Annotated in this window: 22 protein-coding genes and 2 tRNA genes; 6 read left to right on the top strand and 18 right to left on the bottom strand. The window is 60.3% G+C overall.

Annotation, left to right across the window (positions count from 1 at the left end; genetic code table 11):
• Position 1 precedes the first annotated feature (1 nt).
• The 6 genes from ACP7AL_RS20790 to ACP7AL_RS20765 form a co-directional block, all read right to left on the bottom strand.
• Complete coding sequence (locus ACP7AL_RS20790) at positions 2-802, bottom strand: MBL fold metallo-hydrolase (protein ID WP_425993907.1); 801 nt, start codon at positions 800-802, stop codon at positions 2-4.
• Positions 799-1593, bottom strand: coding sequence for a TatD family hydrolase (locus tag ACP7AL_RS20785; RefSeq protein WP_425993905.1), 795 nt, complete (start codon positions 1591-1593; stop codon positions 799-801). Before ACP7AL_RS20785 ends, ACP7AL_RS20790 begins: the two co-directional genes overlap by 4 nt.
• Entirely contained in the window at positions 1593-3149 is a 1557-nt protein-coding gene (gene metG / locus ACP7AL_RS20780) for a methionine--tRNA ligase (RefSeq protein WP_425993903.1), read from the bottom strand. Before metG ends, ACP7AL_RS20785 begins: the two co-directional genes overlap by 1 nt.
• A gap of 91 nt (positions 3150-3240) precedes the next feature.
• Positions 3241-4284: a DNA polymerase III subunit delta' gene (locus ACP7AL_RS20775; RefSeq protein ID WP_425993901.1), complete on the bottom strand. Its 1044-nt coding sequence runs from the start codon at positions 4282-4284 to the stop codon at positions 3241-3243.
• On the bottom strand, positions 4281-4973 hold the full coding sequence (tmk, locus tag ACP7AL_RS20770; RefSeq protein WP_425993899.1) for a dTMP kinase: 693 nt from the start codon (positions 4971-4973) through the stop codon (positions 4281-4283). Before tmk ends, ACP7AL_RS20775 begins: the two co-directional genes overlap by 4 nt.
• Before the next feature lies 1 nt (position 4974).
• Positions 4975-6225: a D-alanyl-D-alanine carboxypeptidase family protein gene (locus tag ACP7AL_RS20765; RefSeq protein ID WP_425993897.1), complete on the bottom strand. Its 1251-nt coding sequence runs from the start codon at positions 6223-6225 to the stop codon at positions 4975-4977.
• Positions 6226-6338: 113 nt separating this feature from the next.
• On the opposite strand from ACP7AL_RS20765, the gene ACP7AL_RS20760 reads away from it, so the two are divergent.
• Positions 6339-7277 (top strand): alpha/beta fold hydrolase, encoded by a 939-nt coding sequence (locus tag ACP7AL_RS20760; protein ID WP_425993895.1) that lies wholly within the window; start codon positions 6339-6341, stop codon positions 7275-7277.
• An 18-nt stretch (positions 7278-7295) separates the two neighbouring features.
• Here the strand turns inward: ACP7AL_RS20760 and ACP7AL_RS20755 are convergent, their stop codons facing one another.
• Positions 7296-8240 (bottom strand): septal ring lytic transglycosylase RlpA family protein, encoded by a 945-nt coding sequence (locus ACP7AL_RS20755; RefSeq protein WP_425993893.1) that lies wholly within the window; start codon positions 8238-8240, stop codon positions 7296-7298.
• Between the two features lie 317 nt (positions 8241-8557).
• On the opposite strand from ACP7AL_RS20755, the gene ACP7AL_RS20750 reads away from it, so the two are divergent.
• Entirely contained in the window at positions 8558-9313 is a 756-nt protein-coding gene (locus ACP7AL_RS20750) for an outer membrane protein (protein WP_425993891.1), read from the top strand.
• Positions 9314-9445: 132 nt separating this feature from the next.
• On the opposite strand, the gene ACP7AL_RS20745 is transcribed toward ACP7AL_RS20750, so the two are convergent.
• Both ACP7AL_RS20745 and ACP7AL_RS20740 read right to left on the bottom strand, forming a co-directional pair.
• Positions 9446-9535, bottom strand: a tRNA-Ser gene (locus ACP7AL_RS20745).
• A gap of 399 nt (positions 9536-9934) precedes the next feature.
• Entirely contained in the window at positions 9935-10348 is a 414-nt protein-coding gene (locus tag ACP7AL_RS20740; protein WP_425993889.1) for a DUF5413 family protein, read from the bottom strand.
• A gap of 332 nt (positions 10349-10680) precedes the next feature.
• Between ACP7AL_RS20740 and ACP7AL_RS20735 the strand changes: the two genes are divergently transcribed.
• Entirely contained in the window at positions 10681-11313 is a 633-nt protein-coding gene (locus ACP7AL_RS20735) for a PilZ domain-containing protein (RefSeq protein WP_425993887.1), read from the top strand.
• A gap of 27 nt (positions 11314-11340) precedes the next feature.
• Positions 11341-11424 (top strand) — tRNA-OTHER (locus tag ACP7AL_RS20730).
• Positions 11425-11449: 25 nt separating this feature from the next.
• Here the strand turns inward: ACP7AL_RS20730 and ACP7AL_RS20725 are convergent.
• Positions 11450-11734, bottom strand: a complete 285-nt coding sequence (locus ACP7AL_RS20725) for a DUF3551 domain-containing protein (RefSeq protein ID WP_425993885.1) — start codon at positions 11732-11734, stop codon at positions 11450-11452.
• Between the two features lie 335 nt (positions 11735-12069).
• Here ACP7AL_RS20725 and ACP7AL_RS20720 point away from each other — a divergent pair, with 335 nt between their 5' ends.
• Positions 12070-12228, top strand: coding sequence for a hypothetical protein (locus ACP7AL_RS20720; RefSeq protein WP_006020576.1), 159 nt, complete (start codon positions 12070-12072; stop codon positions 12226-12228).
• Positions 12229-12240: 12 nt separating this feature from the next.
• On the opposite strand, the gene ACP7AL_RS20715 is transcribed toward ACP7AL_RS20720, so the two are convergent.
• From ACP7AL_RS20715 to ACP7AL_RS20680, 8 genes are all read right to left on the bottom strand, one after another.
• Positions 12241-12738: a hypothetical protein gene (locus ACP7AL_RS20715; RefSeq protein WP_006020577.1), complete on the bottom strand. Its 498-nt coding sequence runs from the start codon at positions 12736-12738 to the stop codon at positions 12241-12243.
• Between the two features lie 110 nt (positions 12739-12848).
• The gene (locus tag ACP7AL_RS20710; RefSeq protein ID WP_425993882.1) at positions 12849-13754 is read right to left on the bottom strand and encodes a DUF6537 domain-containing protein; all 906 of its coding nucleotides are present in this window, start codon (positions 13752-13754) and stop codon (positions 12849-12851) included.
• The gene (locus ACP7AL_RS20705) at positions 13751-14395 is read right to left on the bottom strand and encodes a Crp/Fnr family transcriptional regulator (RefSeq protein WP_006020579.1); all 645 of its coding nucleotides are present in this window, start codon (positions 14393-14395) and stop codon (positions 13751-13753) included. The genes ACP7AL_RS20710 and ACP7AL_RS20705 overlap by 4 nt, the downstream gene beginning before the upstream one ends.
• Before the next feature lie 313 nt (positions 14396-14708).
• A complete protein-coding gene (locus ACP7AL_RS20700) occupies positions 14709-15539 on the bottom strand; it encodes an MBL fold metallo-hydrolase (RefSeq protein WP_425993880.1) in 831 nt (276 codons plus the stop codon).
• A 139-nt stretch (positions 15540-15678) separates the two neighbouring features.
• Complete coding sequence (locus ACP7AL_RS20695) at positions 15679-17931, bottom strand: CHASE2 domain-containing protein (protein ID WP_425993878.1); 2253 nt, start codon at positions 17929-17931, stop codon at positions 15679-15681.
• Between the two features lie 20 nt (positions 17932-17951).
• Entirely contained in the window at positions 17952-19349 is a 1398-nt protein-coding gene (locus tag ACP7AL_RS20690) for an HlyD family type I secretion periplasmic adaptor subunit (RefSeq protein ID WP_425993876.1), read from the bottom strand.
• Complete coding sequence (locus ACP7AL_RS20685) at positions 19346-21109, bottom strand: type I secretion system permease/ATPase (protein WP_006020583.1); 1764 nt, start codon at positions 21107-21109, stop codon at positions 19346-19348. Before ACP7AL_RS20685 ends, ACP7AL_RS20690 begins: the two co-directional genes overlap by 4 nt.
• A gap of 143 nt (positions 21110-21252) precedes the next feature.
• Positions 21253-25032 (bottom strand): VCBS domain-containing protein, encoded by a 3780-nt coding sequence (locus ACP7AL_RS20680; RefSeq protein WP_425993874.1) that lies wholly within the window; start codon positions 25030-25032, stop codon positions 21253-21255.
• 595 nt (positions 25033-25627) lie between these two features.
• Here ACP7AL_RS20680 and ACP7AL_RS20675 point away from each other — a divergent pair.
• Positions 25628-26485, top strand: a complete 858-nt coding sequence (locus ACP7AL_RS20675) for a transglutaminase-like cysteine peptidase (RefSeq protein WP_425993872.1) — start codon at positions 25628-25630, stop codon at positions 26483-26485.
• The last annotated feature ends 62 nt before the right edge of the window (positions 26486-26547 follow it).

The following is a 26547-nucleotide window of genomic DNA, read 5'->3' as shown; positions in this document are numbered from 1 at the left end:
CTCAGGCCTCGATCGCCAGACGCATGCCGTCGTAGCCCGCCTCGACGCCCGGCGGCAATTTGGCTTGCAGCACATCGTAGTCGAGGTCCGAGTGCAGGTTGGTCAAAACCGCACGTCGCGGCCTGAACTTCGCAATCCACGACAGTGCATCGTCGAGACTGAAGTGGCTCGGATGCGGCGCATAACGCAGCGCATCGATGATCCACAGATCGAGGTTCTCCAGCGCATGGAAACTCTCATGTGGAATGTCATGAAGATCCGGCGTGTAGGCGGCGTTGCCGATGCGATAGCCCAGCGCCGGAATATTGCCGTGCTGAACCAGGAAGGCGGTCAGGGCGAGGGAGCCGCCCTTCCCCTCAATGCTCTTGGTTTCACCCGCTTCGATTGATCGCTTTTCCAGGATCGCCGGGTAGTCGCTGCCCGGCGCCTGCTCGAAGCAATACGAGAAACGCAGCAGGATATCCTTGCCCGTAGACTTGTTCAGATAGACCGGAATCCGCTTGCGCTGATGCAGCACCACGGAACGCAGATCGTCGATGCCATGGGTCTGGTCGGCGTGCTCGTGCGTCAGAAAGGTCGCCTCAAGGTGATCCACGTTGGCGTCGATCAACTGCTCGCGCAGGTCCGGCGAGGTATCGATCAGGACGCGCGTCAGACCGTTGGCGCCGCCCTTCTCGGCCAGCAGCGAACAGCGCCGGCGGCGGTTTTTCGGATTGTTCGGATCGCACGCGCCCCAGCCAAGCGCGGGGCGCGGCACGCCGGCGGACGATCCGGAGCCGAGGATTGTCAGGATCACCGTCATGCAGCTTTTGCGTCCGGGCGCGGGACCTTGTTGAACAGCCGGAAGAAGTTCTCCGTGGTTTGCCGCGCGATTTCGTCGAGCGTAACGCCGCGCGTTTCTGCCAGCACTCTTGCGGTCTCGACCACGAAAGACGGCTCGTTTCGTTTGCCTCGGAATTTGCCCGGCGCGAGATACGGCGCGTCGGTTTCCACCATGATCCGGTCCGCAGGGAGTTCAGCGGCGATGTCCCGGATGGCCTGCGAATTCTTGAACGTCAGGATACCGGTGAAGGAAATCGAGAGCCCAAGTCCAATGGCCTTCATCGCAAGCTCGCGCCCGCCTGTGTAACAGTGCAGCACAGCCTTGAACGGCCCTTTCGCAATCTCGTCTTCGAGAATGCGCCCGCAGGCTTCATCCGCTTCGCGGGTGTGGATTACGAGCGGCAATCCGGTCGCACGGGCTGCTGCGATATGAGCACGGAAGCCCCGCTCCTGTGCTTCCGGCGACCCGTCCTTGTAGAAATTGTCCAGCCCCGCCTCTCCCAGCGCCACGACCTTCGGATGCTTCGTGAGCGCGATCAGCTCGTCCGCGGTGATACCGTCTTCCTCATCCGCATTGTGAGGATGGGTACCCACAGAGCAATAGACATTCGGGAATCGTGCGGCGATCTCCAGCAATCCGTTGATCTTGCGCACCCGCGTGGAGATGGTGACGATCCGGCCAACACCGGCGGCCTCGGCGCGCGCGACAATGGCGTCGAGGTCATCGGCGAAGTCGGGAAAATCGAGATGGCAGTGGCTGTCGACAAGCATCAGGCTTTGGCCGCTCCCGCTTCCGGGGGATCGATGTAACGCGGAAAGACCGGCGCGGGCGCCGGCAATTGGGTTCCGCCCTTGATCCGCGTGGCGAGGGCTGCGAAGTCGCGCGCGTCAGGCGAGACGCCAAGGATGTCGAGCAGCTTCGCGCACGCATCGGGCATCGCCGGCTGCGCAAGAATCGCGATCTGCCGAACGACTTCGGCGGTGACATACAGCACGGTCTTCTGACGTGCCGGATCGGTCTTGGCGAGCGCCCACGGCGCCTCTCCCGCGAAATAGCGGTTGGCTTCGGCAACCACAGCCCAGATCGCATTCAGCGCGTGATGGATCTGCTGCGTGGCCATGGCCGTGCGGGCCTGCTCGAGCATGCCGTCAGCCATCGCGAGAATGGCCTTGTCGTTGTCGCTGAATGCGCCCGGCTCCGGCAGCAAGCCCCCGTACTGCTTGCCGATCATCGACAGCGAACGCTGCGCGAGATTGCCGAGGTCGTTGGCTAGATCTGCGTTGGTGCGCGCGACAATGGCCTCGTGGTTGTAGTTGCCGTCCTGGCCGAACGGCACCTCGCGCAGGAAGAAATAGCGGAGTTGATCGACGCCGTATTGATCCGCCAGGTTGAACGGATCGACGACATTGCCGACCGACTTCGACATTTTTTCGCCGCGGTTGAACAGGAAGCCGTGTGCGAAGACGCGCTTCTGCAACGGGATGCCTGCCGACATCAGGAACGCCGGCCAGTACACGGCATGAAAACGGATGATATCCTTGCCGATGATATGAACATCCGCGGGCCAGTAGCGCCAGTTCTTGTCGCCCTCGTCCGGGAAACCGACGCCGGTGATGTAGTTGGTCAGCGCATCGACCCACACGTACATCACGTGCTCTTCGTCGCCCGGCACTTTCACGCCCCAGTCGAACGTGGTGCGCGAGATCGAAAGATCCTTCAGCCCGCTTTTGACAAAGCTGATCACTTCATTCTTGCGCGAGTCAGGCCCGATGAAATCCGGCTGGTTCTCGTAAAGCGCCAGCAGCTTGTCCTGATAGGCCGAGAGCTTGAAGAAATAGCTCTTCTCCTCGACCCATTCGACCGGGGTGCCTTGCGGCCCGCGCCGCACCTTGTCCTCGCCGACGACCGTCTCGTCCTCGGCGTAGTAGGCTTCGTCGCGCACGGAATACCAGCCGGCATAGCTGTCGAGATAGATGTCGCCGTTCGCGGCCATCCGCTTCCAGATTTCCTGCGTCGACTCGTGGTGCTGCTTTTCGGAGGTGCGGATGAAGCGATCGAACGAAATGTTCAGGCGCTGATCCATCTCCTTGAACCGCGCCGCATTGCGCGTCGCTAGGTCCATCGGCGTCATGTTTTCCTTCTGCGCCGTCTGGATCATCTTCTGGCCGTGCTCGTCGGTGCCGGTCAGAAAGAACACGTCCTTGCCGTCGAGACGCTGGAAGCGCGCGAGCGCGTCCGTCGCAATCGCCTCATAAGCGTGGCCGATGTGCGGGACGCCGTTCGGATAAGCGATGGCGGTTGTGATGTAGAAGGTCTGACGGGACATATGTGACTTCTGCAATCGCAAGCTCTGCGAAGGCCCTTTCCGTAAACGTCGATTGTGCCATTACTTGCGCGGAAATCCGACCGACGGGCGGTTAACGCGTGGCCTCGGCCAGCATGCCAAATACCGAGAAAACCAGAGGTTTTCGCTCCAGATTGAAGCTTTCCGTGTCGCGTGCGGCACTGTTGATCTTTTCCCATACCTCGGCAAGCCGTGCAAGGCGCGGCAGGTTTGAGCCCGCGTCCGGCGCATGGAGGTGCGCCGTCAGCCAGCGGTCAATAGTGTCAACGAAAGCCTTCAGCCCGACACGGTCGTTGAGCGGCAGCGCGTCACCAAGGGCGTGGAGCGCCCGCTGATCGAGCTGCGGCAAGCGATTCAGCAGTTCGAGCGTACGCTGGTGGAGCCCGAGCGATTGCCCGCCAAGCAAGGTAAGTGCGCGGGCCACGCTCCCCTCCGCCGCATCTGCCGCCTCCCCCAGCCCATGATCGCTGCGGTTCAATCCGGCGGCTTCAGCGGCGGCCTGGATCACATCCTCCGTCGCCAGAGGCCGCAGTGGGAGTTTCCGGCAACGGGACTGGATGGTGGCGAGCACGCGCGCAGGAGCGTGACTGATTAAAAGAAACAGCGACCTCGCTGGTGGTTCTTCAAGAATCTTCAGCAGCGCGTTGGAGGCGTTGGCGTTGAGTTCGTCGACGGTGTCGACCACGCAGACGCGCCAGCCGCCGACCGATGCAGCGGTCGAGCCGAAAAACCCGATGGTCTCGCGCGACTCGTCCACCGTGATGACGGTCCGCATCGTGCCCTTTTCGTTGGCGGTGCGCTCCAGCGTCAACAATCCGCCGTGGCTGCCGTTTGCGACCTGGCGCGCGACCGGATGATCCTGATCGACGTGCAGACTATCGGCATCCTGTACGGATCGCGCGGTGGGGTCGGAATGCGCCAGCACGAACCGGGCCATGCGATAGGCCAGTGTCGCCTTGCCGATGCCCTGCGCGCCGCCGATCAGCCACGCATGAGGAATGCGACCACTGCGATAGGCCGTCAGCAACGTCTGCTCGGCATCCCGATGACCGAACAGCGCCGTCGTTTCACGCGGAGCGCGGATAGATGTCTCGGGTTCGGCGGTGCGAGCACTCATGCCTTGGTGGTCTCGCGGACGGAGGCTACGGAGAACAGGTGATCGCGCAGCGCCTTCCAGACTCGCTCCGCAACCGTCTTGGGATCGGCATCGGCATCAACCAGCGCGCAGCGCTGCGGATCGCTTTCGGCAATCTTGCGATAGGCTTCGCGCAGCTTCTCGTGAAAGCTCACGCCCTCACCTTCGAAACGGTCAGGGACTGCAGTTCCTCGCCGCTTGAGCGCGCGCTCCATTCCGACTGAAACCGGAACGTCGAGGATCACCGTGAGATCTGGCTTGAGATTGCCGATAGTCACACGCTCCATCGCCCGGATCAGCGTCGGATCGACCTTGCCCAGTTCGCCCTGATAGACGCGGGTGGAATCCGTGAAGCGATCGCACAGCACCCAGAGCCCCTGCGCGAGCGCCGGTTCGATCACCTGACTGACATGATCGTCGCGCGCCGCGGCGAACAGCAGCGACTCCGTTTCGGGACCGAATGCCTTGGCCATTCCCGAGAGCAGCAGATGCCGCACGATTTCCGCACCGGCCGAGCCGCCCGGTTCGCGGGTTGTGATCGTCCGCAGCTTGGCCGCGTTGAGACGATCCGCCAGCAATTGGATCTGCGTCGACTTGCCGGAACCCTCGCCGCCTTCAAAGGTGATGAAGCGGCCGCGCGGCGGCTGTCGCGGTTTGACAGCGTCGGTCATGTCAAAGCTTCTCCGCGCCGGCGCGGAACAGCCCGATGACGAGCTCGCTGGCGCCGTCGATGGCGCGGCGGGTGGTCGAGCCTGTCTCGATCGTTTCCGCTGCGACCAGCGGAGATTCCAGTGCGATGTTGCTGCCTCGCCAGACCTTGAGTGTGCCGATCCGCTGACCCGGCTGGATCGGCGCGCGCACCGGCCCCGTATAGACAATGCGGGCGATCAGTTTATCGGTGCCGTTCCGTTGCACCATCACCTTGATCGGCTCCGGGCTCGCCAGTTTTACGGAGCGTGAATCACCGCCGAACACCTTGGCGTAGCCGACAGTCTGATCCTTGGCGAACAGCGTCCGTGCCTCGAAATTGCGGAAGCCCCATTCGAGCAGTTTCTTCGCCTCGGCGGCACGATCATCGGCATCTTCAAGTCCATTGACCACCACGATCAGCCGCATGCCATTTTGTACGGCAGAGCCGACCATGCCGTAGCCGCCCTCCTTGGTGTAGCCGGTCTTCAGTCCATCCGCGCCTTCGAGCATCGTCAGCAGCGGATTGCGGTTCTGCTGGCGGATCTTGTTCCAGGTGAATTCACGCTCGCCGAACAGCTTGTAGTTATCGGGATAGGTCAGGATGATGTACCGCGCGAGCATGCCCAGTTCGCGCACGGTCATCTTGTTGACCGGGTCCGGCAGACCGTTGGAATTTCCGAACGTCGATTTCGTCAGGCCGAGTTCGCGCGCGCGTTTGGTCATCAGCGCAACGAAGTCGCGTTCGCTGCCCGCGATGCCTTCCGCCAGCGCGATGCAGGAGTCGTTGCCGCTCTGGATCAGCGCGCCGTGCAAAAGATCGTCGACGCTGACCTTGCTGTTGATCGCGGCGAACATGGTCGAGCCGCCGGACGGCGCCCCACCCTTTCGCCAGGCGTATTCGCTGATCCGGTACTCGTCGGTGAGCTTGATGTCGCCCTTCTTCAGCGCGTTGAAAACAACCTCAGCGGTCATCAGCTTCATCATGCTGGACGGTGCGCGGAGTTCGTCGGGGTTCTTCTCGAAAAGAATACTGCCGGACTTTGCCTCGATCAGGATCGCGGTCGGGGCATCGATCTCGTAGCCCTCGTCCTTTTTGGCACCCTGCACGCTGTTGTTAGCTGCATGGACACCGCCACCAAGCGCCAGACCGGCCATCACGAGGACCGCAGCAAGCGGCCAGAACCGCCCATACGGACGCCCGCTACTCCGGGATGTTCTGAGAATGGCTGCCATGTTGAGTTTCCTGAGGATCGCCTTGTAACAGTTGGGCTGATACCAAACAACGGACAGCTAGCCGCTTCGGTGTGCTCTCGGCCTTCAATATCTTGAAAAGAGGCAGAAAATCGATGTCGTCATCGCGAATGATCTCAGCCAACGGCATTGAGATTTTTGTGACCGAACAGGGTTCCGGCCCGCTGGTACTGCTGTGTCATGGATGGCCCGAACTCTCCCATTCATGGAGGCATCAGCTTCCGGCCATCGCGGCTGCCGGTTTCCATGTCGTCGCACCCGACATGCGCGGCTTCGGACGCACATCCGCTCCACAGAGCACCGATGCCTACTCGATCTTCGATATGGCCGGCGACATGGTCGCGCTGGTGGCGGCGCTGGGCGAAACCAAAGCGATCATCATCGGCCACGATTGGGGCGCGCCGGTCGCGTGGCACGCCGCCCTGTTCAGGCCGGATATCTTCACGGCCGTCGGCGGGCTGAGCGTTGCGCCGCCATTCAGGGGGCGCGAGCGGCCGCTGGATGCGCTGGCCAAAAGCGGCGTCACCAACTTCTACTGGCAGTATTTCCAGAAGCCGGGCGTCGCCGAAGCCGAGTTCGAGCGCGATGTCGATTACACCATGCGCGCGATAACCTTCGGCGTTGACGCCTCGCTATTCCTGAAGGACGGGCACGGCTTTCTGGGCGACACGACAATCCCGCGCCTCCTGCCCGCATGGGTCAGCGGGCAGGACCATGCGCATGTCGTCGAAACGTACCGTCGGACGGGGTTTCGCGGCGGCCTGAACTGGTATCGCAACATCGATCGGAACTGGGAACTGACGGCCCCCTGGCAGGGCGCGAAAATCCATCAGCCGTCGATCTTCATCGCCGGTGCCAACGATTCCGTCGTCACCGGCATTCTCGGCGGAAAGCGCGTGACCGAAATGGACCGCGTGCTGCCCAACCTGAAGCGCAAGCTGATCATCGAAGGTGCGGGCCACTGGATTCAGCAAGAGCGCCCCGACGAGGTGAACGCGGCTCTGGTCGAATTCCTGAAGGGTGTGCGGGGCTGATCGCCGGGCGCGTTGGGCTCAGTAGAGCCCGCGGCCGGACATCAGGTAGAGGCTGTTGTCGCGAGATGCTGGTGCATAGGCCGCAACCGGCCTTGTCGTCGCGGGAACTTCCTCGGCAGCCTCCTCGACCTCAGCCGGAGCACTGCGTTGGAAGCGGCGTCCGCCAGGCCGCACGGCGCGCGACGCCGAGACCTCGGATGCCCCTGCCGCAGCCAGGTCTTCCTGTGTATTGCCGAGTGTATAGGGCCGCCCGGTGGGCAGCGGAACGTCACCCCGGGTCACCCCGCGGGAGGGTGAAGGCGTCATGTCCGGGATGAAGGCGCGCGCCGAGGCGATCCGCACGGTCGATGGTGCTGGAGCAGGTTCGCCGGTCCGCAGCGTTGCCATCAACTGGCGGTCGTCCGATCCTTCAAGCGGCGCTCGGCCGACGTATTCGACCCGGACCCGGCCAACGCCGTTTTCGCGGAATTCGAGCAGCTTGGCGGCGGTGTTGGATACGTCGATTAGCCGGTTGCCATGATACGGCCCGCGATCGTTGACACGGACGACGACCGATTTGCCGTTGGCCAGGTTGGTGACGCGCGCGTAGCTCGGCAGCGGCATGGTCGGATGGGCGGCGGTGAGCGACGTCATGTCGAACACTTCGCCATTGGCGGTCAGGCGGCCGTGGAAGGCATCGCCGTACCAAGAAGCCATTCCTTCGGCGCGATAGTTCGGGTTTTCTTCGGGAACGTAGGTCCGGCCGGCGACGACATAAGGCTTGCCGACGCGATAAGTGCCGCCGCCCCGTGGGACAGCCTCGCCGAAATCGACCACGCGAGGACTGCTGGAGACGCCGTATTTGGGGTCGACACGGCTGGAGAGCTTGTTCGACGAGGCGCAATTGGCGACCAGCAGGCACAAGGCTCCCGCTGCCGCGATACGCGCGGCCGCCCCGCCCGATTCCGTGACCCAAATCCCCATAGAACCCCAAATAGCATCTTTCGCGGCCGCTTGCCTACCGGGCACCGCGAGGCCGGATGATGGCACTCATACGCCGCTTACCTTAACTCATTGCTTCCATGCCGAAAACGCTCTGAAGCGCGAGGTGGTAAACCGGAGATTGATTTTGTGGGACGTCCGACAACCTGTGGTCGCCGCTTGGCCAAACCTGACCGCAGGAGGGCGGCGTTCGGCAGGCGCACTTTTGCCACCGGTGTTGCCGGTGCGTGACAGGTGACCCGATGATTCTGGGTTAGACATACCTCAATTGATTTGTTTCGAACGCAGGATATTTCCATATGAAAAAGCTATTTCTTGCCACGACAATGCTTGCAGCAGGCATCGTATCCGCTTCCGCCGCCGATATGGGCCGCCCATACACGAAGGCCCCTGTCTACGTCGCGCCTGTCTACAACTGGACCGGGTTCTATGTTGGCGCGCATATCGGCGCAGCCTTCAGCGGAAACGACAGCGTCAGTCAGGTTCTTCCAGCACCTGCCCTCTTCCCGCTCACATCGAGCGACCGCGATGCGACATTCCTCGGCGGCGGTCAGGTTGGCGCCGATTATCAGTTCGCTCCGAACTGGCTGGTCGGTATCGAAGGTCAGATCAGCGGCCTGGCCAACAGCGACCGTAGATTTACCAGCACATTCAGCGGCGGTGTCGTCGTCAACGATCGCGGCGCCCAATGGCTCGCCTCGGTGACCGGCCGTCTCGGTTACGTCTCCGGTCCGCTTCTGATTTACGCAAAGGGCGGCGTTGCCTTCCGCGATGACAGTGACGTCACGTTTACGGTCGCGAACGTGGCGACCCCGTTCGTATTCGGCCGCGACACCACCGGCTACACGGTCGGTGGCGGCCTGGAATACATGTTCGCTCAGAACTGGTCGGCCAAGATCGAATACCAATACTATGATTTCGGCCGGACCAACTTCTCGACCGTGGCGGGATCCACCACGCCCGTGGCCTTCAGCTACAGGGACGATCTCCATACTGTGAAGGTCGGTGTGAACTACCACTTCAATTGGGGCGGCCCGGTCGTCGCCAAGTACTGATAGCGTAAGCCTCCTCCCGAAAACTCAGGCCCGGCTTCGTGCCGGGCTTTTTGTTTTGACGGGTGTAAGGTCTGGCAGACGCCGTAACAATGCCCGGCGCGGACTCTGTGAGATATCGCTTACGCGGAATGATGGCGGAAGGGGTGGGATTCGAACCCACGGTGCCCTTGCAGGCACGCCGGTTTTCAAGACCGGTGCCTTAAACCACTCGGCCACCCTTCCTGCGCTCTGAACACCAGCACTTAGCAAAGCGGAAGAGGCAGCGAAAGAGGTGATTGCCCTGAAAGGGCGCTCCTTGATTGACCATTGGATTTTGGCGCCTTGTCGGGCAACCCGTCCCCGGGCCGCGCCTAACTCTGGTTCATCAAGCAACGATAAAGTCGCCGGCCGTCAGCGAATGGACACCGTGGAGCTTGAAATCAACGGTGCCACCCGAACACATTCGCATGCACCAGCGTTCCATCGGCCGTCTGGGTTCAGCAGATCGATCGTGGTGTCGCCGTACGTGAGTTGCAGCCCATCGGAGCCCAGATGCGTGATGTTGAATGCATCGTATGGTGCATAGCTGGGAGAACCGCTGAGCAAACCGTTCTCGTGCCGCCGCCAGCAAAGGCGACGGTCTCACGCTGGCAGTGGCACGCCGGGTTGCTTGTCGAACCTGTGCGCCAGCCAGGACGAGATCGTCGCCGGGACAAATCCGACAAGTCCATAGAGCAGATAGTGCTTGAGCCCGGTCTCGCTCCCTAACGTGCCGTAAAGAATTGCCGTTGCGCAAAATGCGACGAGACCGGTGAGGAACATCCGAGGGACCGGACCAATTCTCCTGACATGGAAGAGAATGTCGTCGACAGCGCCGATCATCAGCGCCGGGATGATTCCGAACAGGTAGTTGTAGGGGATTGTCATCAGCAGGACCTTGAACAGTTTCTTCACAACATCGGCTCCGTCCCAATAGCCTTCCGGTGTCCCGAGAACGAGAAGGAAAAAGCCTGCCACCAACGGTCCTATGGCTGCGAAGATGATGTATCGTTTCATTCAGTCCCTCACCCTGCCCGGCCTTCACGCATTCAGATTGTTGCGGGCAATTCCGCTCATAAGAAAACGAGAAAAGAATCCGCGCAAGTGGCCAGGCTCCGGACCGGTTTGTCACAGCTATAGGCCGGAGCGGCAGGTCTTGCGCCCCAGGCTATAATGGCCCGAGCGGCCGGCAGCCCTTACCGCGCGCCCTTGAGCGTGCATGACGTGGAGCATGTCGTCTTCACCCCTGCGCTACAGGCCTGACAGACGGCCATGCATTGCTCGAGGTTCTTGGGATCATAGGGGCTGTAGAGTTTTGTTGCACATGCGAGCGAAGCTTCGGGTTGTTCTTGCTTGATCCCGAACGATTGCAACGCAATAAAAACCAGAGCCACCAGACCGACACCAATGGTCATGAAAATGATCGCGGCGCGGACCACGCGCGACCGCTCGTGTCGCTCAGCCTTGGTCGTTCCACCAATATGACTGCCGGTCACCGGAGGGCTCCTCCTGCAACCCAACGCACCGGATACGGAGGGGGTTCCAAGCCGGACCGCCCGCGGCTGACGTCAGGCAAGCCGTTGCTTTCCGGACTTCTGTCTCAATTGGCTCTGGTTAATCAAGGATTAAAGGCGCTTCCCGGCATTCGTGCTTTGATTCAAATTTTCCGAAACTTTCGCCCGGTAGGAATACGCTTCGATCAGGGAGTGAAGCCAATGGCTGTTTTCAGAAAAGAATCCCGCAAGCCCCGCCACACCATGCGGCACGACGCGTGGATGCTGCTCGACGGCGGATTTGCGAAACGCAATTGCACTATCCTGGATCTGTCGTCGGGTGGTGCGCGCATCAAGCTCATCGATACCGGGCCGATCGGAAACAACCTCAGCCTGGCGCTGACGGGTGACGTGCGAAAGGTGACGCACTGCCGGTTGATCTGGCGGAAGGACAAGATCATTGGCGTGGAGTTCAGGGGACGCACCTGATGCGCCCCGGTGTCAGTTTCTACTAACGGAGAGGTGGCTGAGTGGCTTAAGGCACCGCGTGCGGTACACGGGAAACCGTGTCGGAGGTTCGAATCCTTCCCCTCTCCGCCATTGTCCTTCGATGCCCAGGTAAACCTCAGCGACGGCTGCGTTTGCTGCTCGTGGTGGCTGGCTCGACCTCAACGGGATAAGCGGCGGCGCCACGGCGAAACGCCAAGCGCCAGTTCGGAGCGCAAGACCCGTTCAGGCCACCAGTGCTCGCCTGACATTGGGCCATCGTGGAGTAATCGCATTGCTCGATTGCACCGCTCCAGCCCGACGCATAGGTCATGCAATAAGGGTATTCGGTCGCCTGGGCCGGAGCCTGACCGAGAAAAAAGAAACCGGCGAGCGCCAGCGGCGCAAGATAAAGGTAACGCATGTTGTCCTCGATTCGTGTTGGCTGCATGAGACACCAGCGCGGGTCCCGGCTCAAGCCAACGCGGTTCGCCTGATCGCAGGTCAGATAATTGGCTCTATCTTAGGCCGGTTTCTGGACATCTTGGCATCGCCCGAAATCACGTATGCGTGTTGCGGTTCGATGCCATCAGCCGGATGGGTGTCGCCGAAGGAAGAGCAGCATGGATCCGTCACTGAATGATGTCACCTTCGTTTTGTTCTTTGCGGATTCCTCGTTATGCCGATTACACTGCTTATGAGGTCACCTTTTCGGGGACCAGATCATGCCTCAGCGCCTAGCCAAGATCAGGAGAAGCCGTGAGCGATCCGGAACAGGACAACCGAAAGCGTAATCAAAAAATCGCCGAGAACGAAGCCAAGCGCGAGCTGAAGAGTGACATCCGGCTCTCGACCTGGGCGATCGGCGTTGCCGTTGTTATTGGCCTGATCGTTCTGGCGATCTTTCTGAAGAGGTAGACTTTCGACGTCCTATTTGTTGAACGTCATGTCCACACATTTCAGGACATCCGGTCCGACGCCGACGCTTAGCAGAATGCAGCCCTTGGCGCTGAGCTTGGTGCTGTCGCTGACCCAGATCGCGGTCCCACCAGACCCAAAGAATGAATTCGTATTGGGTGGTTCGGTTTCAGTCGCATCGAACTGGTAGCTGGAATCGCTGGGGAAGATACGCGCCTTCAATTTACAATCGCCGTCGGTATCGACCTTGAGAACTTCCTTGTTGTCCCGGGTGACGCCGACGCTGACCTGGCAGCGATAGAATTCGGATGTCTTCGTATTAAAAATGTAAGCAAATGATTTGCAGGAAATGTTTTGAAGCTTGCCGGCGTTCAGTCCGCGGCCGCAGGATATACGCTGGTTGCTGCTGAGCTTGATGTCGTCCGCTGCGCGCGCTCCGGAAAGACCGGCGGAGACAGTCAGCGCCAGAACCGGCATAACTCCAAGAAAGAAACCACGAAATTTCTTCATCGATTGACCCCTATTATCCGTGCGTGCTGCGGCGAAAATCATGCCGGGCACCGCACGTCCGGCGTAACTCTAATGTAGTTTTTGGCGGTAGGCCATCGGCGGATCCGGGCTCACCCATGTGCGAGTGCCTGCGCCCTTAACTGTTCAACAACATTCAACAGGCGGCTTTGTCCTTGTTCGCCGATGGCCGCTTCGCGCGCCTCCTGAATGGCGTCGCCGAGCCTCGGGAGCGGGAGATCCCCGTCGCATGTCGGTTTCACCAGACGGTCGATGATGACATTCCATTCGGCCAACCCGTTCTGATAGGTATCGCCGTGTCCCTTAATGAGGTTGGCGGTTCTCACCACCGCCATTGTCGCTTCCGGCTGCTTCACCAGACTGCGATCGACCATGTGCAGCCATCGCTCCACCCACACACGCTCCAGCTTGAAGCGCTCGGAAAAGGGGCGTGTGATCCGCGCCGCGGCCAGCCACTTCAATCGTTGAAGCTTGAATCTGGTTCTCGAACTAAACCGCAATGTGACACTTCTGCGTGCGAGCTTTGCCAGACGCAGGCGCTTAAACAGATCTAGAGCCGGCGCTGCCGCCTTCGGCGGAAGCATCGGGATGACCTCGTCCCAGCGGAATTTTTCAACCCGATCGACGGACAGCGGGTTGGGTTCGGCAGTCGCGCCGCCCGCTTCCGCGAGTTTCAATTCTGCGATGCGGATCGGATCCTCGAAATGCATCCGATCCGACAACAACTGCGCCAGTTCCGCCAGGTTAGGCACATGGTGCGCGGCTGGACCGACATACCGTTCCACTCGCTCAAGATACGCCAGCGCATAATCCGGGTCCTGATAATCGATCAGCGAATGGACGGCTTGGCTGACAATGGGAGCAACGTCCGCAGGCAACTGGGGCACCAGCCGCGCGAGCGCCGCGCGGGCGACTCGCGGATTTCGTGTCTCTTCGCCGAAATATCGTTCCTTCAGCAACCGGAACGGCGACGGCGGAACTTTGACTCGAATCTTCACGACGTCGCCTGTGCGCCGGTTTCGGCAAGCTGCGCCTCCAGCTTTCCGAGATTCTGGAACAGCCGCGCGCTGACCAGCCTCAGGAAGTAAAAGCCGAATGCGGGATTTTGGACGTAGAGCTCCTCGACCTTTTGATAGGTCACGCTAAGGATGATCCCGCCCTCAAGGCATTCCAGCGTTTGAGTCCGCTTGTTGGACGGCGAGAGCATGCCGAGTTCGCCGACGATGGCGCCCTTCGGCAGTTCGATCCCCGACTCCACAAGCCGGAAACGTCCGCTGACGATGTAGAACATCTCCTCGGCCTTCTCGTACTTGTAGAACAGTATCTCGCCGGCCTTGCATTTGCGCTCGGTCATGAACGGCTTCAGCCACGCCATAGACAGATCGCTGTTGACCGACTTCTTTACTTCGCGGACCAGCAGCAGCATTTCCCGCAGCCGGTAGACGTTGAGCGGCAGCAGGATCATGTGAAGCACCATCACCGGATAGTGATGATGAACCACTGAAAATCCGATGAGCAGAACGTTGGTGAGAATGCCGAAGATGCGAAGCGGGATCATCGTCCGCATGGTGTATCCGGCCACCACAAACGCGGACGCGATAAAGCCGCCGGCGCCGGAAACGAGTCCTGACATATCCATCGGAATCAACCTGATGCTAAAGGAAATTTTGTATCTATTATGCCGCGCCGCGCCTTGTGCGACAACGGTTCTGGCGTGGTGGTTCGCAAGTCCGCATGGTTATCCGGTGCGCCCCGACAGCGGACTTGCGAACCAAAACCACACCAAAATCATATATTCTTCCGGTGTCCCTTAAAATTCGACGTTCGTAACGAACGTGCTGTAAAACGAAGCGAACGCCGGATTTGGGATACGGATCGGCCGATGTGTTAATCGGACCTCAAGTCTTGTGCGAAAATCCGGGCTGGGCGCGCTGCCAAAACATGCGCTCCGCTCAAATCTCAATCGACAGCCCTTCCCTTGCTACCACGGTCCCCGGCCGCGCCTTCGCGGCGGCAGCGGCAATACGGTCCATCTCGTCATCGTCGTGTTCGGGATCGTGGTGAAACAGATAGAGCTTGCCGACCCCCGCTTCATTGGCCAGGCGGACGGCCTGCTGCCAGCTTGAGTGCCCCCAGCCGACATGCTCGGGCAACTCCTCGTCGGTGTATGTCGTGTCGATGATGACAATCGACGCGTCCCGTGCGAGTTCGACCAGCCCCGGATCGATTTCATCGGCACTGAGTTCGGTGTCTGTGATGTAGGCCATGGCGCGGCCGCCAAACTCGACGCGGTATCCAGTTGCGCCGCCGGGATGATTGAGCGCCGCAGTCATCACCTTGATGCCCGGCCGCGGTGTCAGGATGTCACCCGGTTCGAAGTCGGTGAATTCGACCTTGCCATGGGCGGCTTCCAGTTCGATTGGAAACAATGGATAGCTCATCAGCTTCCGGACGGTTTCCTGCACACCGCCTGCGGCCTTCAGATTACCAGCCCAGAGACGCAACCGGTTTCCGGTCATGAAGGCCGGCACGAAGAATGGAAGGCCAATCAAATGATCGATATGGCAGTGACTTAAAAACAAATCTATGTCGGTCGGCTCTGCTTCTTCCGCCAGTTCGAGACCGAGCATGCGCAGTCCCGATCCTGCATCGAAGACCAAACGATGGTCACCGCAGCGAACTTCGACGCATGACGTATTGCCGCCATACCGCACGGTATTGGGGCCTGGACACGGAATGCTCCCACGAACACCCCAGAAACGCACGGACATTGTGGTCAGCATAAAAAAACTCAATGAACCCTTCGGGAGAATTGCATGCCGCTGTCATCTTCACCAACACGATACCGTGCACTGTTCACCAAAAAAATGGCTTGCCATGCTGGCACGCGATGGGTAGCGCGGCGGCGTTTTGCCCCACCCATCATTTGGTTGTCAGGGCGAAGACGCCGTTCCAGTCATCCGGTGGCGGGGTTTCCTGGAACGCCTTGATACGCTCGAAATAAAGGTCGTACAGCGTGGTGAAGGTCTTTGCTTCGTCGGCAATACGCGCTTTCGCAATCGCAGCAAGCGCCCCCTCCCAGTCGCGGCTGCGATAACACGCCAGCATCTCGATGGAGAGATTGCGAAGCCGTTGAAACTGTCCGGAATTTGCGACGTCCTGCCGCCCCACGATCGCATAAATCACCTCGGGCTCCTTCTTGCCTTTCACGGTGATGAAGTCGAGTTCGAGAATTGCGAACTTGTCCTTGGCCACCAGCGCCGTCGCGGAGCCCGCGATGATAGGCACGCCGTAGGACTTCGACTGTCCCTCGAGCCGCGAGGCAAGGTTCACGCTGTCACCCAGCACCGAATAATCGAAACGCAAATTCGATCCCATATTTCCGACGACGCAGGTGCCCGTGTTCAAGCCGATACCGACTTTCATCGGGATAAACGGCTTGCCGGCTTCATTCGCTTCGCGTTCGCGTTCGACGTTCAGCACTTCGATGCGATCGATCATGTCGAGCGCCGCATTGCAGGCGTTGATCTGATGCTGCTGATCGCTCAACGGCGCATTCCAGAACGCCATGATGGCATCACCCATGTACTTGTCGATGGTGCCCTTGCGATCGAGGATTGCGTTGGTCAGCGGCGTCAGAAACCTGTTCATCAGCGACGTCAGGCCCTGGGGGTCGCTCTTGAACGACTCCGAGATAGTGGTGAAACCGCGCACGTCGCTGAACATGATGGTCATGTCCCGCTCCTCGCCGCCGAGCACCAGCTTTTCCGGCGACTGCGCCAGTTGCTCGACAAGCGCCGGCGACAGGTACTGACCGAAGGCCGAGCGGATGCGGCGGCGCTGGGCCTGCTCGCGGAAATAACTGCTGAACACCAGCACGAGATAAATCGACGTGCTTGCAATCAGCGGAAATGTGAAGTCGAACAGCAATCGGTGTTCGGCAAAAAAATACCAAGACGTAGCGACCATGATGGCGACGATCACGCCACCGAAGATGACGAGCATGACGGCGCTGAGAATGGGCGCAAGCCAGATAATAGCCAGTCCGAACAGGATCGCGGCCAGCAGCTCGGCGCCGATTGCGTAGTTCGGCTGCGACAGCACCGTCCGGGTCAGCGCGCTTTCAAGCACCTGGGCATGGACCTCCACACCCGGCATGACCGGATCGAGTGGAGTGGTCTTCACATCCAGCAGTCCGACGGCAGAGGTGCCGATCAGGATGAGCTTGCGCGAGATCAGGTCGGCACCAGCCTTGCCCTCCAGTACATCGGCCGCGGACACATAACGCGCCGGATCGTGCTTGGCGAAATGCACCCAGAGCTGGCCGTTGCGATCGGTGGGAAGTTCAAAGCCGGGGACCGCGACGCTCTTCACGCCCGCCTCGTCCGACTTGACAAGAATGGTGTCGGCTTTGGTGACAATGCGCAGCATCTCGAACGTCAGCGAGGGCATCAATTCGCCCTGCGCCAACATGATCATCGGGACACGGCGGACGATGCCGTCGCGCTCGGTGCGGATGGTGAACAGTCCGCGCCCGGGGGCCGCCTCTTCGAGCACCGGGATGTTCCGGAGCAGTCCAGGAAATTGGAGAAGAAACGGACGCGGATCCTCGCCCAAGGTCGCTAACCCTGTCAAAGGCAGGTTCAGTTCCGGCTGGGGCACGAACTTTGGCAGGCCGGATTCGCCGAGAACGGCGGGTGATTTGCGCAGGACATCCGCAAGCACCTGATCGTTGCTGGGCAGCGCCCGCAACTTCATCCGGCTCTGTTCGTCCAGATCACGAAACGCATCCGCAGCCAGTCCCGGCGACAGCCGGTCCGCTTCGGCGAACACGATATCGAAGGCAATGGCTGCCGCGCCGAGATCGGTCAACCGCTGAACAAGATCGGCCACACGGGTCCGTGGCCACGGCCATTGCCCGTATTTCGCAAGGCTCTTTTCATCGATGTCGATGATCACGACAGGACGTTGCGTGGTCTGCCGGGGCTTGAGAATTTGATATCCATCGAAGACGCGGACGCGCAGCTCTTCAAGCGGAATCGGATCGGCGACCCGAACGCCAAGAAACGCTATCAGCAGCAGAAAGGCCAGCAGCCGGCCATATCCGAACTGCCTGGCGTACAAACGGATACGCGCAATCAACCGGACTGACGATTTCAATACCGCTCGCATCATGCCGCTAAAACCGGTACCCGTCACTTCTCGCGGAATGCGCGCATGAGCTGGTCGCTCAGCGGCTTCGCGAGATAGGATATCATGGTGCGTTCGCCGGTCTGCACAAAGGCCTCAACCGGCATGCCCGGTATCAATTTGACATCCCCGAGCTTCGCCACTTCTTCCGGCGGCATCGATACGCGAATGGTGTAATAGCTCTGGCCGGTGCGCTGGTCGGTGGTGGTGTCGGGGGAGATCCGGCTGACCGTCCCGTTCAACTCCGGTGTGGTGCGCTGGTTGAAGGCCGAGAGCCGCAGCAGCGTCTTCTGCCCGATCCTCAGTTGATCGATGTCCTGCGGGTTCACCTTGGCCTCGACCGACAGGTTATCGGACTCAGGGACGATCAGCATGATGGTGTCGCCGGCGGTGATGACGCCGCCTACAGTGTGGACTGTCGACTGAAGCACCATACCGTCCTGCGGCGCGCGAATGTCGATGCGGCGGAGCTGGTCTTCGGCGGTGACCTTGCGCTCGACAAACTCGCCGATCTTGTCGTTGATCTCGCGCATCTCCTTGGAGACTTCGCTGGAAAGGTCCTTGTCGATCTGGATGATCTGCAATTCGATTTCGGTGATCTTGCCCTTCGCCTGCGCTTTCTGGGCGATAAACTGCGCACGGTCGCCATCAAGCCGCGCCGCGTCACGCTCAAGCACCGTCAACCGTGAAATCTGCACAAGGTTCTTGGCGAACAGATCGCGGACGCCCACCAGCTCTTTCTGAATGAGTTCGATCTCGCGGGACTTGGCGTTTTCCTGCGCTTCCAGTCCGCCGATTTCCTCCTTGAGCTGTGCGATGCGCTCCTTGAGCTGGGCCTTCTGACCAATGCGGCCTGATGAGCGGACCTGAAACAGCTTGATCTCGTTTCCGATCAACGCCCGGACATCGGGATTGGCGAACGACTCCATCAGTTCCGGTGGAAACGTAATGCGCTCTGCGCCATCCTGCTCTGCCAGCAACCGCGCCCGGCGCGCCAGCAATCCGTCGAGGCCCTTGGTGACAATCGCAAGGCTTGCCTTGGTCACAGTGTCGTCGAGGCGCACCACGACATCGCCGGCCTTGACGCGGTCACCATCGCGCGCCTTCACCTCGCCGACGACACCGCCGGTCGGGTGTTGAACTTTCTTGACGTTGGAATCGACCACGATCGAGCCCGGCGCGATCAGCGCGCCGGAGATTTGCGCGGTGGAGGCCCAGCCGCCGATACCGCAGGTCAGCAGCGTGACGACAACGAGTCCGACGATCAGATGAAACCGGATCGAGCCGCGCGATCCGGGTTGATCAAGGCTTTTGAAGATCGAGAGCCGGTCCAGCGGCGAAAACAGCGCATTCAAAACGCCACGGACTTTGCTTTCGGTTCCAGCGAGGGTCGGCCCTTTCATGATTGAGCTCCTCCCTTGTCGGAGACGATCTTGATGGCGGGTGGTGGCGTCGCCGGGCGTTGCAGCACCTGGCCGAGAACGGTGTCTTTTGGCCCGAATGCCTGAACCCGCCCGTCCTTCATGACCAGAACAAGATCGACGCTCTCAATTCCGATCGGACGGTGGGCGACCACAACCACGACGCCGCCACGCGCGCGGACTCCGAGGATGGCCTTGTTCAGCGCCACATCGCCTTCACTGTCGAGGTTGGAATTCGGTTCGTCCAGCACCACGAGAAACGGATTGCCATAAAGCGCGCGAGCCAGCGCGATCCGTTGCGCCTGCCCGGCCGACAGCACGTTGCCCTGATCGCCGATCTGGGTGTCGTAGCCGTCCTTCATGCTGATGATGAGATCGTGGACGCGTGCTTCCCGCGCCGCCGCGATAATATCGTCGGACGAGGCCTTGTCTTCGAAGCGGGAAATATTCTGGGCTATGGTTCCGGCGAAAAGTTCGACGTCCTGCGGCAGATAGCCGATATGGCGTCCAAGGATTTCCGGCGACCATTGGTCGAGCGCGGCACCGTCGAGCCGCACCTTGCCGCGCAGGGGCTGCCAGACGCCGACCAGCGCGCGGACCAGCGATGATTTACCAGACCCGCTGGGACCGATAATTCCCACGCCCTGTCCGGCCTCGATCGCGAACGTAACGTCCTGAGCGACGACCTTCTGCTCGCCGGGCGGGCTGATGGTAAGCGTTTCAACCGCGAGCCTGGATGTCGGCGCCTCCAGCAGGGTCGGCGCTGCCTGTTCGGGCAACATGCCGAGCAGACGGTTGAGCCGGTGCCAGCTTTGGCGCGCCGCCACGAACCCCTTCCAATGCGCGATGGCGAGATCGACAGGCGCTAACGCACGGGCGCTCAGGATCGACCCCGCAATAATGATGCCCGCCGTCGCCTGCTGGTTGATGACGAGATACGCTCCGACGCCCAGCACCGCCGATTGCAGCATCATGCGCATCACCTTGGCGATGGCACCAAGACCGCCGGCGACGTCGCTCGCCCGCTGGTTGCTCGCAAGATAGTCGCGGTTGGATTCATCCCATCGCTTGCCGACGCGTCCGGCCATGCCCATCGCGGTGAGCACCTCGGCATTCCGGCGGCTGGCGAGGGCAAGATCCTGTCGCCGCATCGCCAGCCCCGTCGAGCGCTTCATGGGCTCGTGGGTCAGGTATTCGGTCAGTATGGTCAGCGCGATCAGAATGATGGCGCCGGCCAGAGCGGTGATGCCGATCAGCGGATGAAAAGCAAAGCAGATGGCGAGATAAAGCGGCAACCATGGCAGATCGAACAGCGCGCCCGGCCCCATTCCGGACAGGAAGGAGCGGACGTTGTCGAGATCGCGCAGCGGCTGAAGTCCCTCGCTGCGGTTGCCGATAACGAGCGGCATCCGCACCACGATGTCATAGACCCGGCGGCTCAGCATCTCGTCCAGCGCCGATCCGATGCGGATCAGAATGCGACCGCGGATCAGATCGAGGATACCCTGGACGAGGTAGAGACCTCCTGCCAGCACGATCAGTCCGACCAGCGTCGGGATGCTGCGGCTCGGCAGCACGCGGTCGTAAATCTCCAGCATGAAGAAAGAGCCGGTGAGATACAAAATGTTGATGACCAAGCTCATGACGCCGACACCGACAAACGCGCTGCGGCAGGCGCGAAGCGCCGTCCCCAGTTCGGAACGGGGCGAATGCCCCTGATGTGATGTCTTCGCGGGCTGCATCGATACCTGGCCGTGGCTGCTGTCAGGACGCCAATCTGGAATTCATGAAATGTGGCGCTGCGACCGGCCTATCATGCCACGACACGAGCATGTATTGCAGCCGGAAACATGATCGAAGTTAATGTTTCCGGCTCATTCTCAAATCACGCATGGAGAATGAAATCGCTGGCATTCAGGGCTGCCACGCCCTTCAAGAGCAACGTATCCGTCGTGCCGTTGATGTGAAGCAGCGTATCGCCGCCGGTGTGATCGGCGGTGGCCAGCAGGGTCGTCAGCGCATTCGCATTCATGCCTGAAAGAGCCCTGAAATCGATCTTGTCGGTTCCGGACGTGAAATCCATGATCGTATCGTGGCCGGAAACCTGTGCGAACACGAAGTTGTCCTTACCGGTCAGGCCCGTCATCGTGTCGTCGCCGGTGCTCGAAAAGATGATGTCTTTTCCGGTCGTACCCGTCAGGGTAACGCCGCCGGGGGCGTACTGTTTGAAAACGAAGTTGAGGGTGTCGCTTCCCCCCTGGCCGTCTGTAACTGTTAACGTCACCTTGTCCGTCGGCGAGGCGTTATCTGGCGTGTACACAGCGCCGTCGTTGAAAATGTTGCTGATGTCCGCGAACGACCCGCTGACACCCGCCCCTGCGAGCGGCTGGCTTCCGGTTGCGGTCGCGACCGTTCCGTGATCGGCGGTCGCTGTCACGGTAAACGTATCAGCACCTGCATCGACATCGGACAAGGCGATACCCGTCACCTTTGTGACTCCGCCGCCCAGTTCGAGGGTCGACACGTTGTCCCCGTTCAAGACCGGATCATCGTTGGTGCCGGTCAGCGTCACCACGATGGTCTGGGTGGCCGGCGTGCCGCCGTGCTGGTCGTCGATGGTCACCGTATAGGTCTGCGTCACTACCTGCCCGACGGCGAGCTGCTGAAGCAGCGCATTGTTGGCCGCAAAGCTCCAGCTCACCGTGCCGGTGTTGTCGGTATCGGTGGTCGATTCGGATTTGGTCAGCGTCAGCGTGCCGAACTGGTCGTGCGCCGGATCGAAACCCGGCAGCGTCGAGCTGATCGATCCCGACGTCAGGGCCTGGGTAACCAGGTGACCGTCGGTCAGATCGACATCCTTGAACGTGATCACACCGCTGGCCGACAGCGTGCCGTCTTCCGTCAGGGCCGGATGATCGTTGGTCGAAGCCGTGATGAGAGGATCATCGTTGGTGCCGGTCAGCGTCACCACGATGGTCTGGGTGGCCGGCGTGCCGCCGTGCTGGTCGTCGATGGTCACCGTATAGGTTTGCGTCACTACCTGCCCGACGGCGAGCTGCTGAAGCAGCGCATTGTTGGCCGCAAAGCTCCAGCTCACCGTGCCGGTGTTGTCGGTATCGGTGGTCGATTCGGATTTGGTCAGCGTCAGCGTGCCGAACTGGTCGTGCGCCGGATCGAAACCCGGCAGCGTCGAGCTGATCGATCCCGACGTCAGGGCCTGGGTAACCAGGTGACCGTCGGTCAGATCGACATCCTTGAACGTGATCACACCGCTGGCCGACAGCGTGCCGTCTTCCGTCAGGGCCGGATGATCGTTGGTCGAAGCCGTGATGAGAGGATCATCGTTGGTGCCGGTCAGCGTCACCACGATGGTCTGGGTGGCCGGCGTGCCGCCGTGCTGGTCGTCGATGGTCACCGTATAGGTCTGCGTCACTACCTGCCCGACGGCGAGCTGCTGAAGCAGCGCATTGTTGGCCGCAAAGCTCCAGCTCACCGTGCCGGTGTTGTCGGTATCGGTGGTCGATTCGGATTTGGTCAGCGTCAGCGTGCCGAGCTGGTCGTGCGCCGGATCGAAACCCGGCAGCGTCGAGCTGATCGATCCCGACGTCAGGGCCTGGGTAACCAGGTGACCGTCGGTCAGATCGACATCCTTGAACGTGATCACACCGCTGGCCGACAGCGTGCCGTCTTCCGTCAGGGCCGGATGATCGTTGGTCGAAGCCGTGATGAGAGGATCATCGTTGGTGCCGGTGATCGTGATGGTGACGGTTTGTGTCACAGGGACGCCGTTGTCGTCCTTGATCGTGATCGTATAGATCTGCGTGATCGTCTGACCTTCAGCCAGCGATTGCAGCGTGGGATCGTTGTCGTCCAGCGAGAAGTGCCAGCCAACCGAGCCCTGATTGTTGGTGTCGGTGGTGCTCTCGGAGACCGGATCGATGGTGAATGTTCCGATCTTGGTCGTTGTCGGGGCATTTCCGACGCCGCTGACAAAACCTGGCAGAGTTGAGGACGTCGATGTCAATTCGGCGGTCGCCGTGTGTGCATCGGTCAGATCGACGTCCTTGAACGTGATCGTCCCGTTCGTCTCGATATGGCTCGACGCGACCTGTACGTCTTCCTTGACCATGCCGGTGATGGTCGTCACAGCGCCTACCACGATCGTCGGCGCGTCGTTGGCGCCCGTAATCGTGATCGGGATTTCGACCAAGCCGGTATCCGGCCCCGATGTCGCGGTCACCTGAATCTTGAAGGTGACGGTCTGGCCGTCATCCAGGAAATTAAACTGCTCGCGGTCAAAGGAGACGACGCCCGTCGTCTGGTTAATGTGAATCAGCGGCTTTAGAAAGCCTTCGGTGAGATATGGAATCGTGCTGACCGCGCTCTTGATGATGGCGCTGCCGGCGACGAACGGAACTCCAACATCGTAGAACGGTGCATTGCCGACATCCGGATCGTCGATCTGGACAACATCCTTGAAGAAAAAAACTCTGATCGTTGGATCAAATGCCTGATCCGCGAAGACAGGGAGTGCCGAGAACTGCGCCTTGGTATTGTAGAAAGTCCTCGGAGGATTTGGCTGCCCGGTAACGGGATCGTAGCCGACACCCGGGATTGTAATGACCTTGGGCGGCCCGAGGTCCTGTAGCGGCTTGTAGAATGCGAAGGGATTTAAGTTGTCGCCGGGAGAGCCAAATCCGTTTTTCTGCGACTTCGGATTGGCGTTGTCCGGATTGTAGTTCGGGAAGTAAAGCTTGAAGACTTCCTGAATCAGTGTCTTCGCGGATTCCTGATCCGCAAGCGTCTTGAGCTGTTCGATCGCTGTCGGAGGCTGGCCAACGCCGCTGACCGACACGTAGGTCACCTGCCCGGCCTGCGATACCGTTCCGATCAACTGGCCGGTTGTCTTGTCGTAGAGATTGTATGAGCCGGTATGCCCGTCCGGCTCGACCAGCACCGAGAACTTGGTTGGTCCGTCGTTCGCGCCGATTTCCACCAGTACGGCGGTGCCGCGAATACCCATCGTGGCAACCGGCGTCTCGACGCGCATGTTGCCGTTCTTGGCGGTCTGTCCCGCAACGAATGTAATGGTGCCCTGAACCAGGCTGATCAGCGATGAATTCGACGATCCGTTCGGATCGAAGATCATTTCGTTGAGCACCATGCGCGCATTCGCGCTCATGCCGAACGCGCTGCCATCGACGAACGTCATGCCGACCGACGAGTTCGATCCGGTCTGGACCACGTCGCCCTTTTGCACGGGATCGCCGATATTCAGCTCAACCGACACGCCGTTCCGGATCACGGAGGCGCTCCCGGACATCTTCAGGACGTGTCCGATCACTTCTCCGGCCTGTGCCGGCGCGGTAGCCTGCGCGTAGTGGACGTGACCGGTCAGCGCATCCACGATGTGACCGGAAAGGGTTGCCCCGTCCTTGGTGGTAAGGACTGGCCTTGCTTCGCCCTTGAAGTAATTGCCGATCACAAATTTCTGGCCGTTACCCGAAATGATCAGGTCGCTGCCGATCCGCATATAGTCGCCGGAAAAAAGCAGATGCGCGTCAGGTACGACGACTTGGTTGTCCGACACATGATGCTGGACGAAATTCGGTTTCGAATCGAAAGAGAAACGCTCCCCACCCAGTGAAACTGGGGAGTCGTGCATCAGCCCGGCATCAAATGGTCCGGAAAAATTCAAACCCCTGCCCGCCCGTCAAAAGTTATTATTAAGAAATTCAGAATTCGCAATTCATAGCATCAAAGACCGTGGGCCCATAGTGAATTGAACCACACAGCGTGGTTTTACATGCCCTCGTTAAGTACAATTGGACGGCGATGACTTGGTTATTCCGCTACTGCTTCCTAAGACTATGGGACAAAATCGATAATCCGTGCTGCTCCGCAAAATGATCGGCCGATTAACGGAAGCGAATTGAGCCTAAAAGCCGCCGAAAGGGTGCATTCGAAATCGATCAATAACCAATCTATACAGTCTATTCATCCAGCTATATTTGATAATCCATCACATAGTTCGACCGAATACTTAAATCTTAACCTTTTATACATCAGCGCCTGCGCATTAGCCCTATCTACAATTTTAGACAATGTGGTCAGCGCTAGTTCCACATATTTGAATCCAAATGGCTGATTAGCCGCCGCTTTAAGCGGTCAAAAAGGGGACGCGCCTAATCCTTGTGGCCAGATGATCTGGTCACGAGCCTGCATACGTTGCGAGCCGATGTCCGGACAAGGGGCGTCAGATGTCGGCTTTCAGCGTTCTGCGCGCGGGCGCAGTGTCATTTATGTTCACTCTCAATGTCTTGGGCGGAGCGGCTCATGGGGCAGCTCACTCGCCGAGCGATCCAGCCATCGGGGCAACCGAGGGCCCGCAAAGTCCGGCTTCCGAGCCGTTCGGGCTTGCGACCTCGATGCTGGCCGACGGCCCTCTTCGCGCCAAATGGCAGACCGTCGAGCGCGCCATTACGGCCGAATCCGAGATCATCGCCGCCTGCGCCAGCGATCCCGGACATTGCACGTCCCAGCCAGCCCAGCGTTTCCTGGAAATCGTGAAGACGGCCTCCGCCCGCGAGGGCATTGCCCGATTCGGCGAAATCAACCGCGCTTTCAATCTTGCCATACGGCCGGTCAGCGACCGTGCGCAATACGGTGTCGAAGATTACTGGTCGTCACCTCTGGCCACGCTGGCGGCAGGCGCCGGCGACTGTGAAGATTATGCGATTGCCAAGCTCGTTGCGCTGCGCGCCGCCGGCGTTGCGCCAGCCGATCTTCGCCTCCTGATCATTCGCGAAACCGCGACCGGAGACGACCACGCCGTGGTCGCAGCCCGGTTCGAGGGCCATTGGCGGGTGCTCGATAACCGCACCTTCCTGATGCTCGAGGACAACGGGTTCGACAAATACCGCCCTCTCTTCGCGATCGATGCGGAAGGCGCGAAACGCTTTGAACAGCCGATGTTCGCGAACACCGCGCAGATCACACAGGCCCGCCCTGCCGAGATCACTCCGCGTGAGGCCGTCGCCGGCGCCGGAACTTCGGCGGCCACGTTGGGCATGGACAGTTCTGCGTTCGACGCGTTCTGTCAGACCCTCGCGATGTAACCGACATCTGACAAGGTTCGGCCGGATTGGTTCACGGTCCGACGAACTGATCTGTATCCACC

Source organism: Afipia sp. DC4300-2b1, from assembly GCF_049895725.1.
Classification (GTDB): domain Bacteria; phylum Pseudomonadota; class Alphaproteobacteria; order Rhizobiales; family Xanthobacteraceae; genus Afipia; species Afipia broomeae.
Note: the sequence above shows the minus strand (reverse complement) of the source record. Positions and strands in the feature narration are given on the sequence as shown.

What these genes read in the sequence shown, in the direction of transcription:
- ACP7AL_RS20790 (WP_425993907.1), bottom strand. Translation starts at nt 802, where the DNA reads ATGACGGTGATCCTGACAATCCTCGGCTCCGGATCGTCCGCCGGCGTG.
- ACP7AL_RS20785 (WP_425993905.1), bottom strand. Translation starts at nt 1,593, where the DNA reads ATGCTTGTCGACAGCCACTGCCATCTCGATTTTCCCGACTTCGCCGAT.
- metG (WP_425993903.1), bottom strand. Translation starts at nt 3,149, where the DNA reads ATGTCCCGTCAGACCTTCTACATCACAACCGCCATCGCTTATCCGAAC.
- ACP7AL_RS20775 (WP_425993901.1), bottom strand. Translation starts at nt 4,284, where the DNA reads ATGAGTGCTCGCACCGCCGAACCCGAGACATCTATCCGCGCTCCGCGT.
- tmk (WP_425993899.1), bottom strand. Translation starts at nt 4,973, where the DNA reads ATGACCGACGCTGTCAAACCGCGACAGCCGCCGCGCGGCCGCTTCATC.
- ACP7AL_RS20765 (WP_425993897.1), bottom strand. Translation starts at nt 6,225, where the DNA reads ATGGCAGCCATTCTCAGAACATCCCGGAGTAGCGGGCGTCCGTATGGG.
- ACP7AL_RS20760 (WP_425993895.1), top strand. Translation starts at nt 6,339, where the DNA reads ATGTCGTCATCGCGAATGATCTCAGCCAACGGCATTGAGATTTTTGTG.
- ACP7AL_RS20755 (WP_425993893.1), bottom strand. Translation starts at nt 8,240, where the DNA reads ATGGGGATTTGGGTCACGGAATCGGGCGGGGCGGCCGCGCGTATCGCG.
- ACP7AL_RS20750 (WP_425993891.1), top strand. Translation starts at nt 8,558, where the DNA reads ATGAAAAAGCTATTTCTTGCCACGACAATGCTTGCAGCAGGCATCGTA.
- ACP7AL_RS20740 (WP_425993889.1), bottom strand. Translation starts at nt 10,348, where the DNA reads ATGAAACGATACATCATCTTCGCAGCCATAGGACCGTTGGTGGCAGGC.
- ACP7AL_RS20725 (WP_425993885.1), bottom strand. Translation starts at nt 11,734, where the DNA reads ATGCGTTACCTTTATCTTGCGCCGCTGGCGCTCGCCGGTTTCTTTTTT.
- ACP7AL_RS20715 (WP_006020577.1), bottom strand. Translation starts at nt 12,738, where the DNA reads ATGAAGAAATTTCGTGGTTTCTTTCTTGGAGTTATGCCGGTTCTGGCG.
- ACP7AL_RS20705 (WP_006020579.1), bottom strand. Translation starts at nt 14,395, where the DNA reads ATGGATATGTCAGGACTCGTTTCCGGCGCCGGCGGCTTTATCGCGTCC.
- ACP7AL_RS20700 (WP_425993880.1), bottom strand. Translation starts at nt 15,539, where the DNA reads ATGCTGACCACAATGTCCGTGCGTTTCTGGGGTGTTCGTGGGAGCATT.
- ACP7AL_RS20695 (WP_425993878.1), bottom strand. Translation starts at nt 17,931, where the DNA reads ATGATGCGAGCGGTATTGAAATCGTCAGTCCGGTTGATTGCGCGTATC.
- ACP7AL_RS20690 (WP_425993876.1), bottom strand. Translation starts at nt 19,349, where the DNA reads ATGAAAGGGCCGACCCTCGCTGGAACCGAAAGCAAAGTCCGTGGCGTT.
- ACP7AL_RS20685 (WP_006020583.1), bottom strand. Translation starts at nt 21,109, where the DNA reads ATGCAGCCCGCGAAGACATCACATCAGGGGCATTCGCCCCGTTCCGAA.
- ACP7AL_RS20680 (WP_425993874.1), bottom strand. Translation starts at nt 25,032, where the DNA reads ATGCACGACTCCCCAGTTTCACTGGGTGGGGAGCGTTTCTCTTTCGAT.
- ACP7AL_RS20675 (WP_425993872.1), top strand. Translation starts at nt 25,628, where the DNA reads ATGTCGGCTTTCAGCGTTCTGCGCGCGGGCGCAGTGTCATTTATGTTC.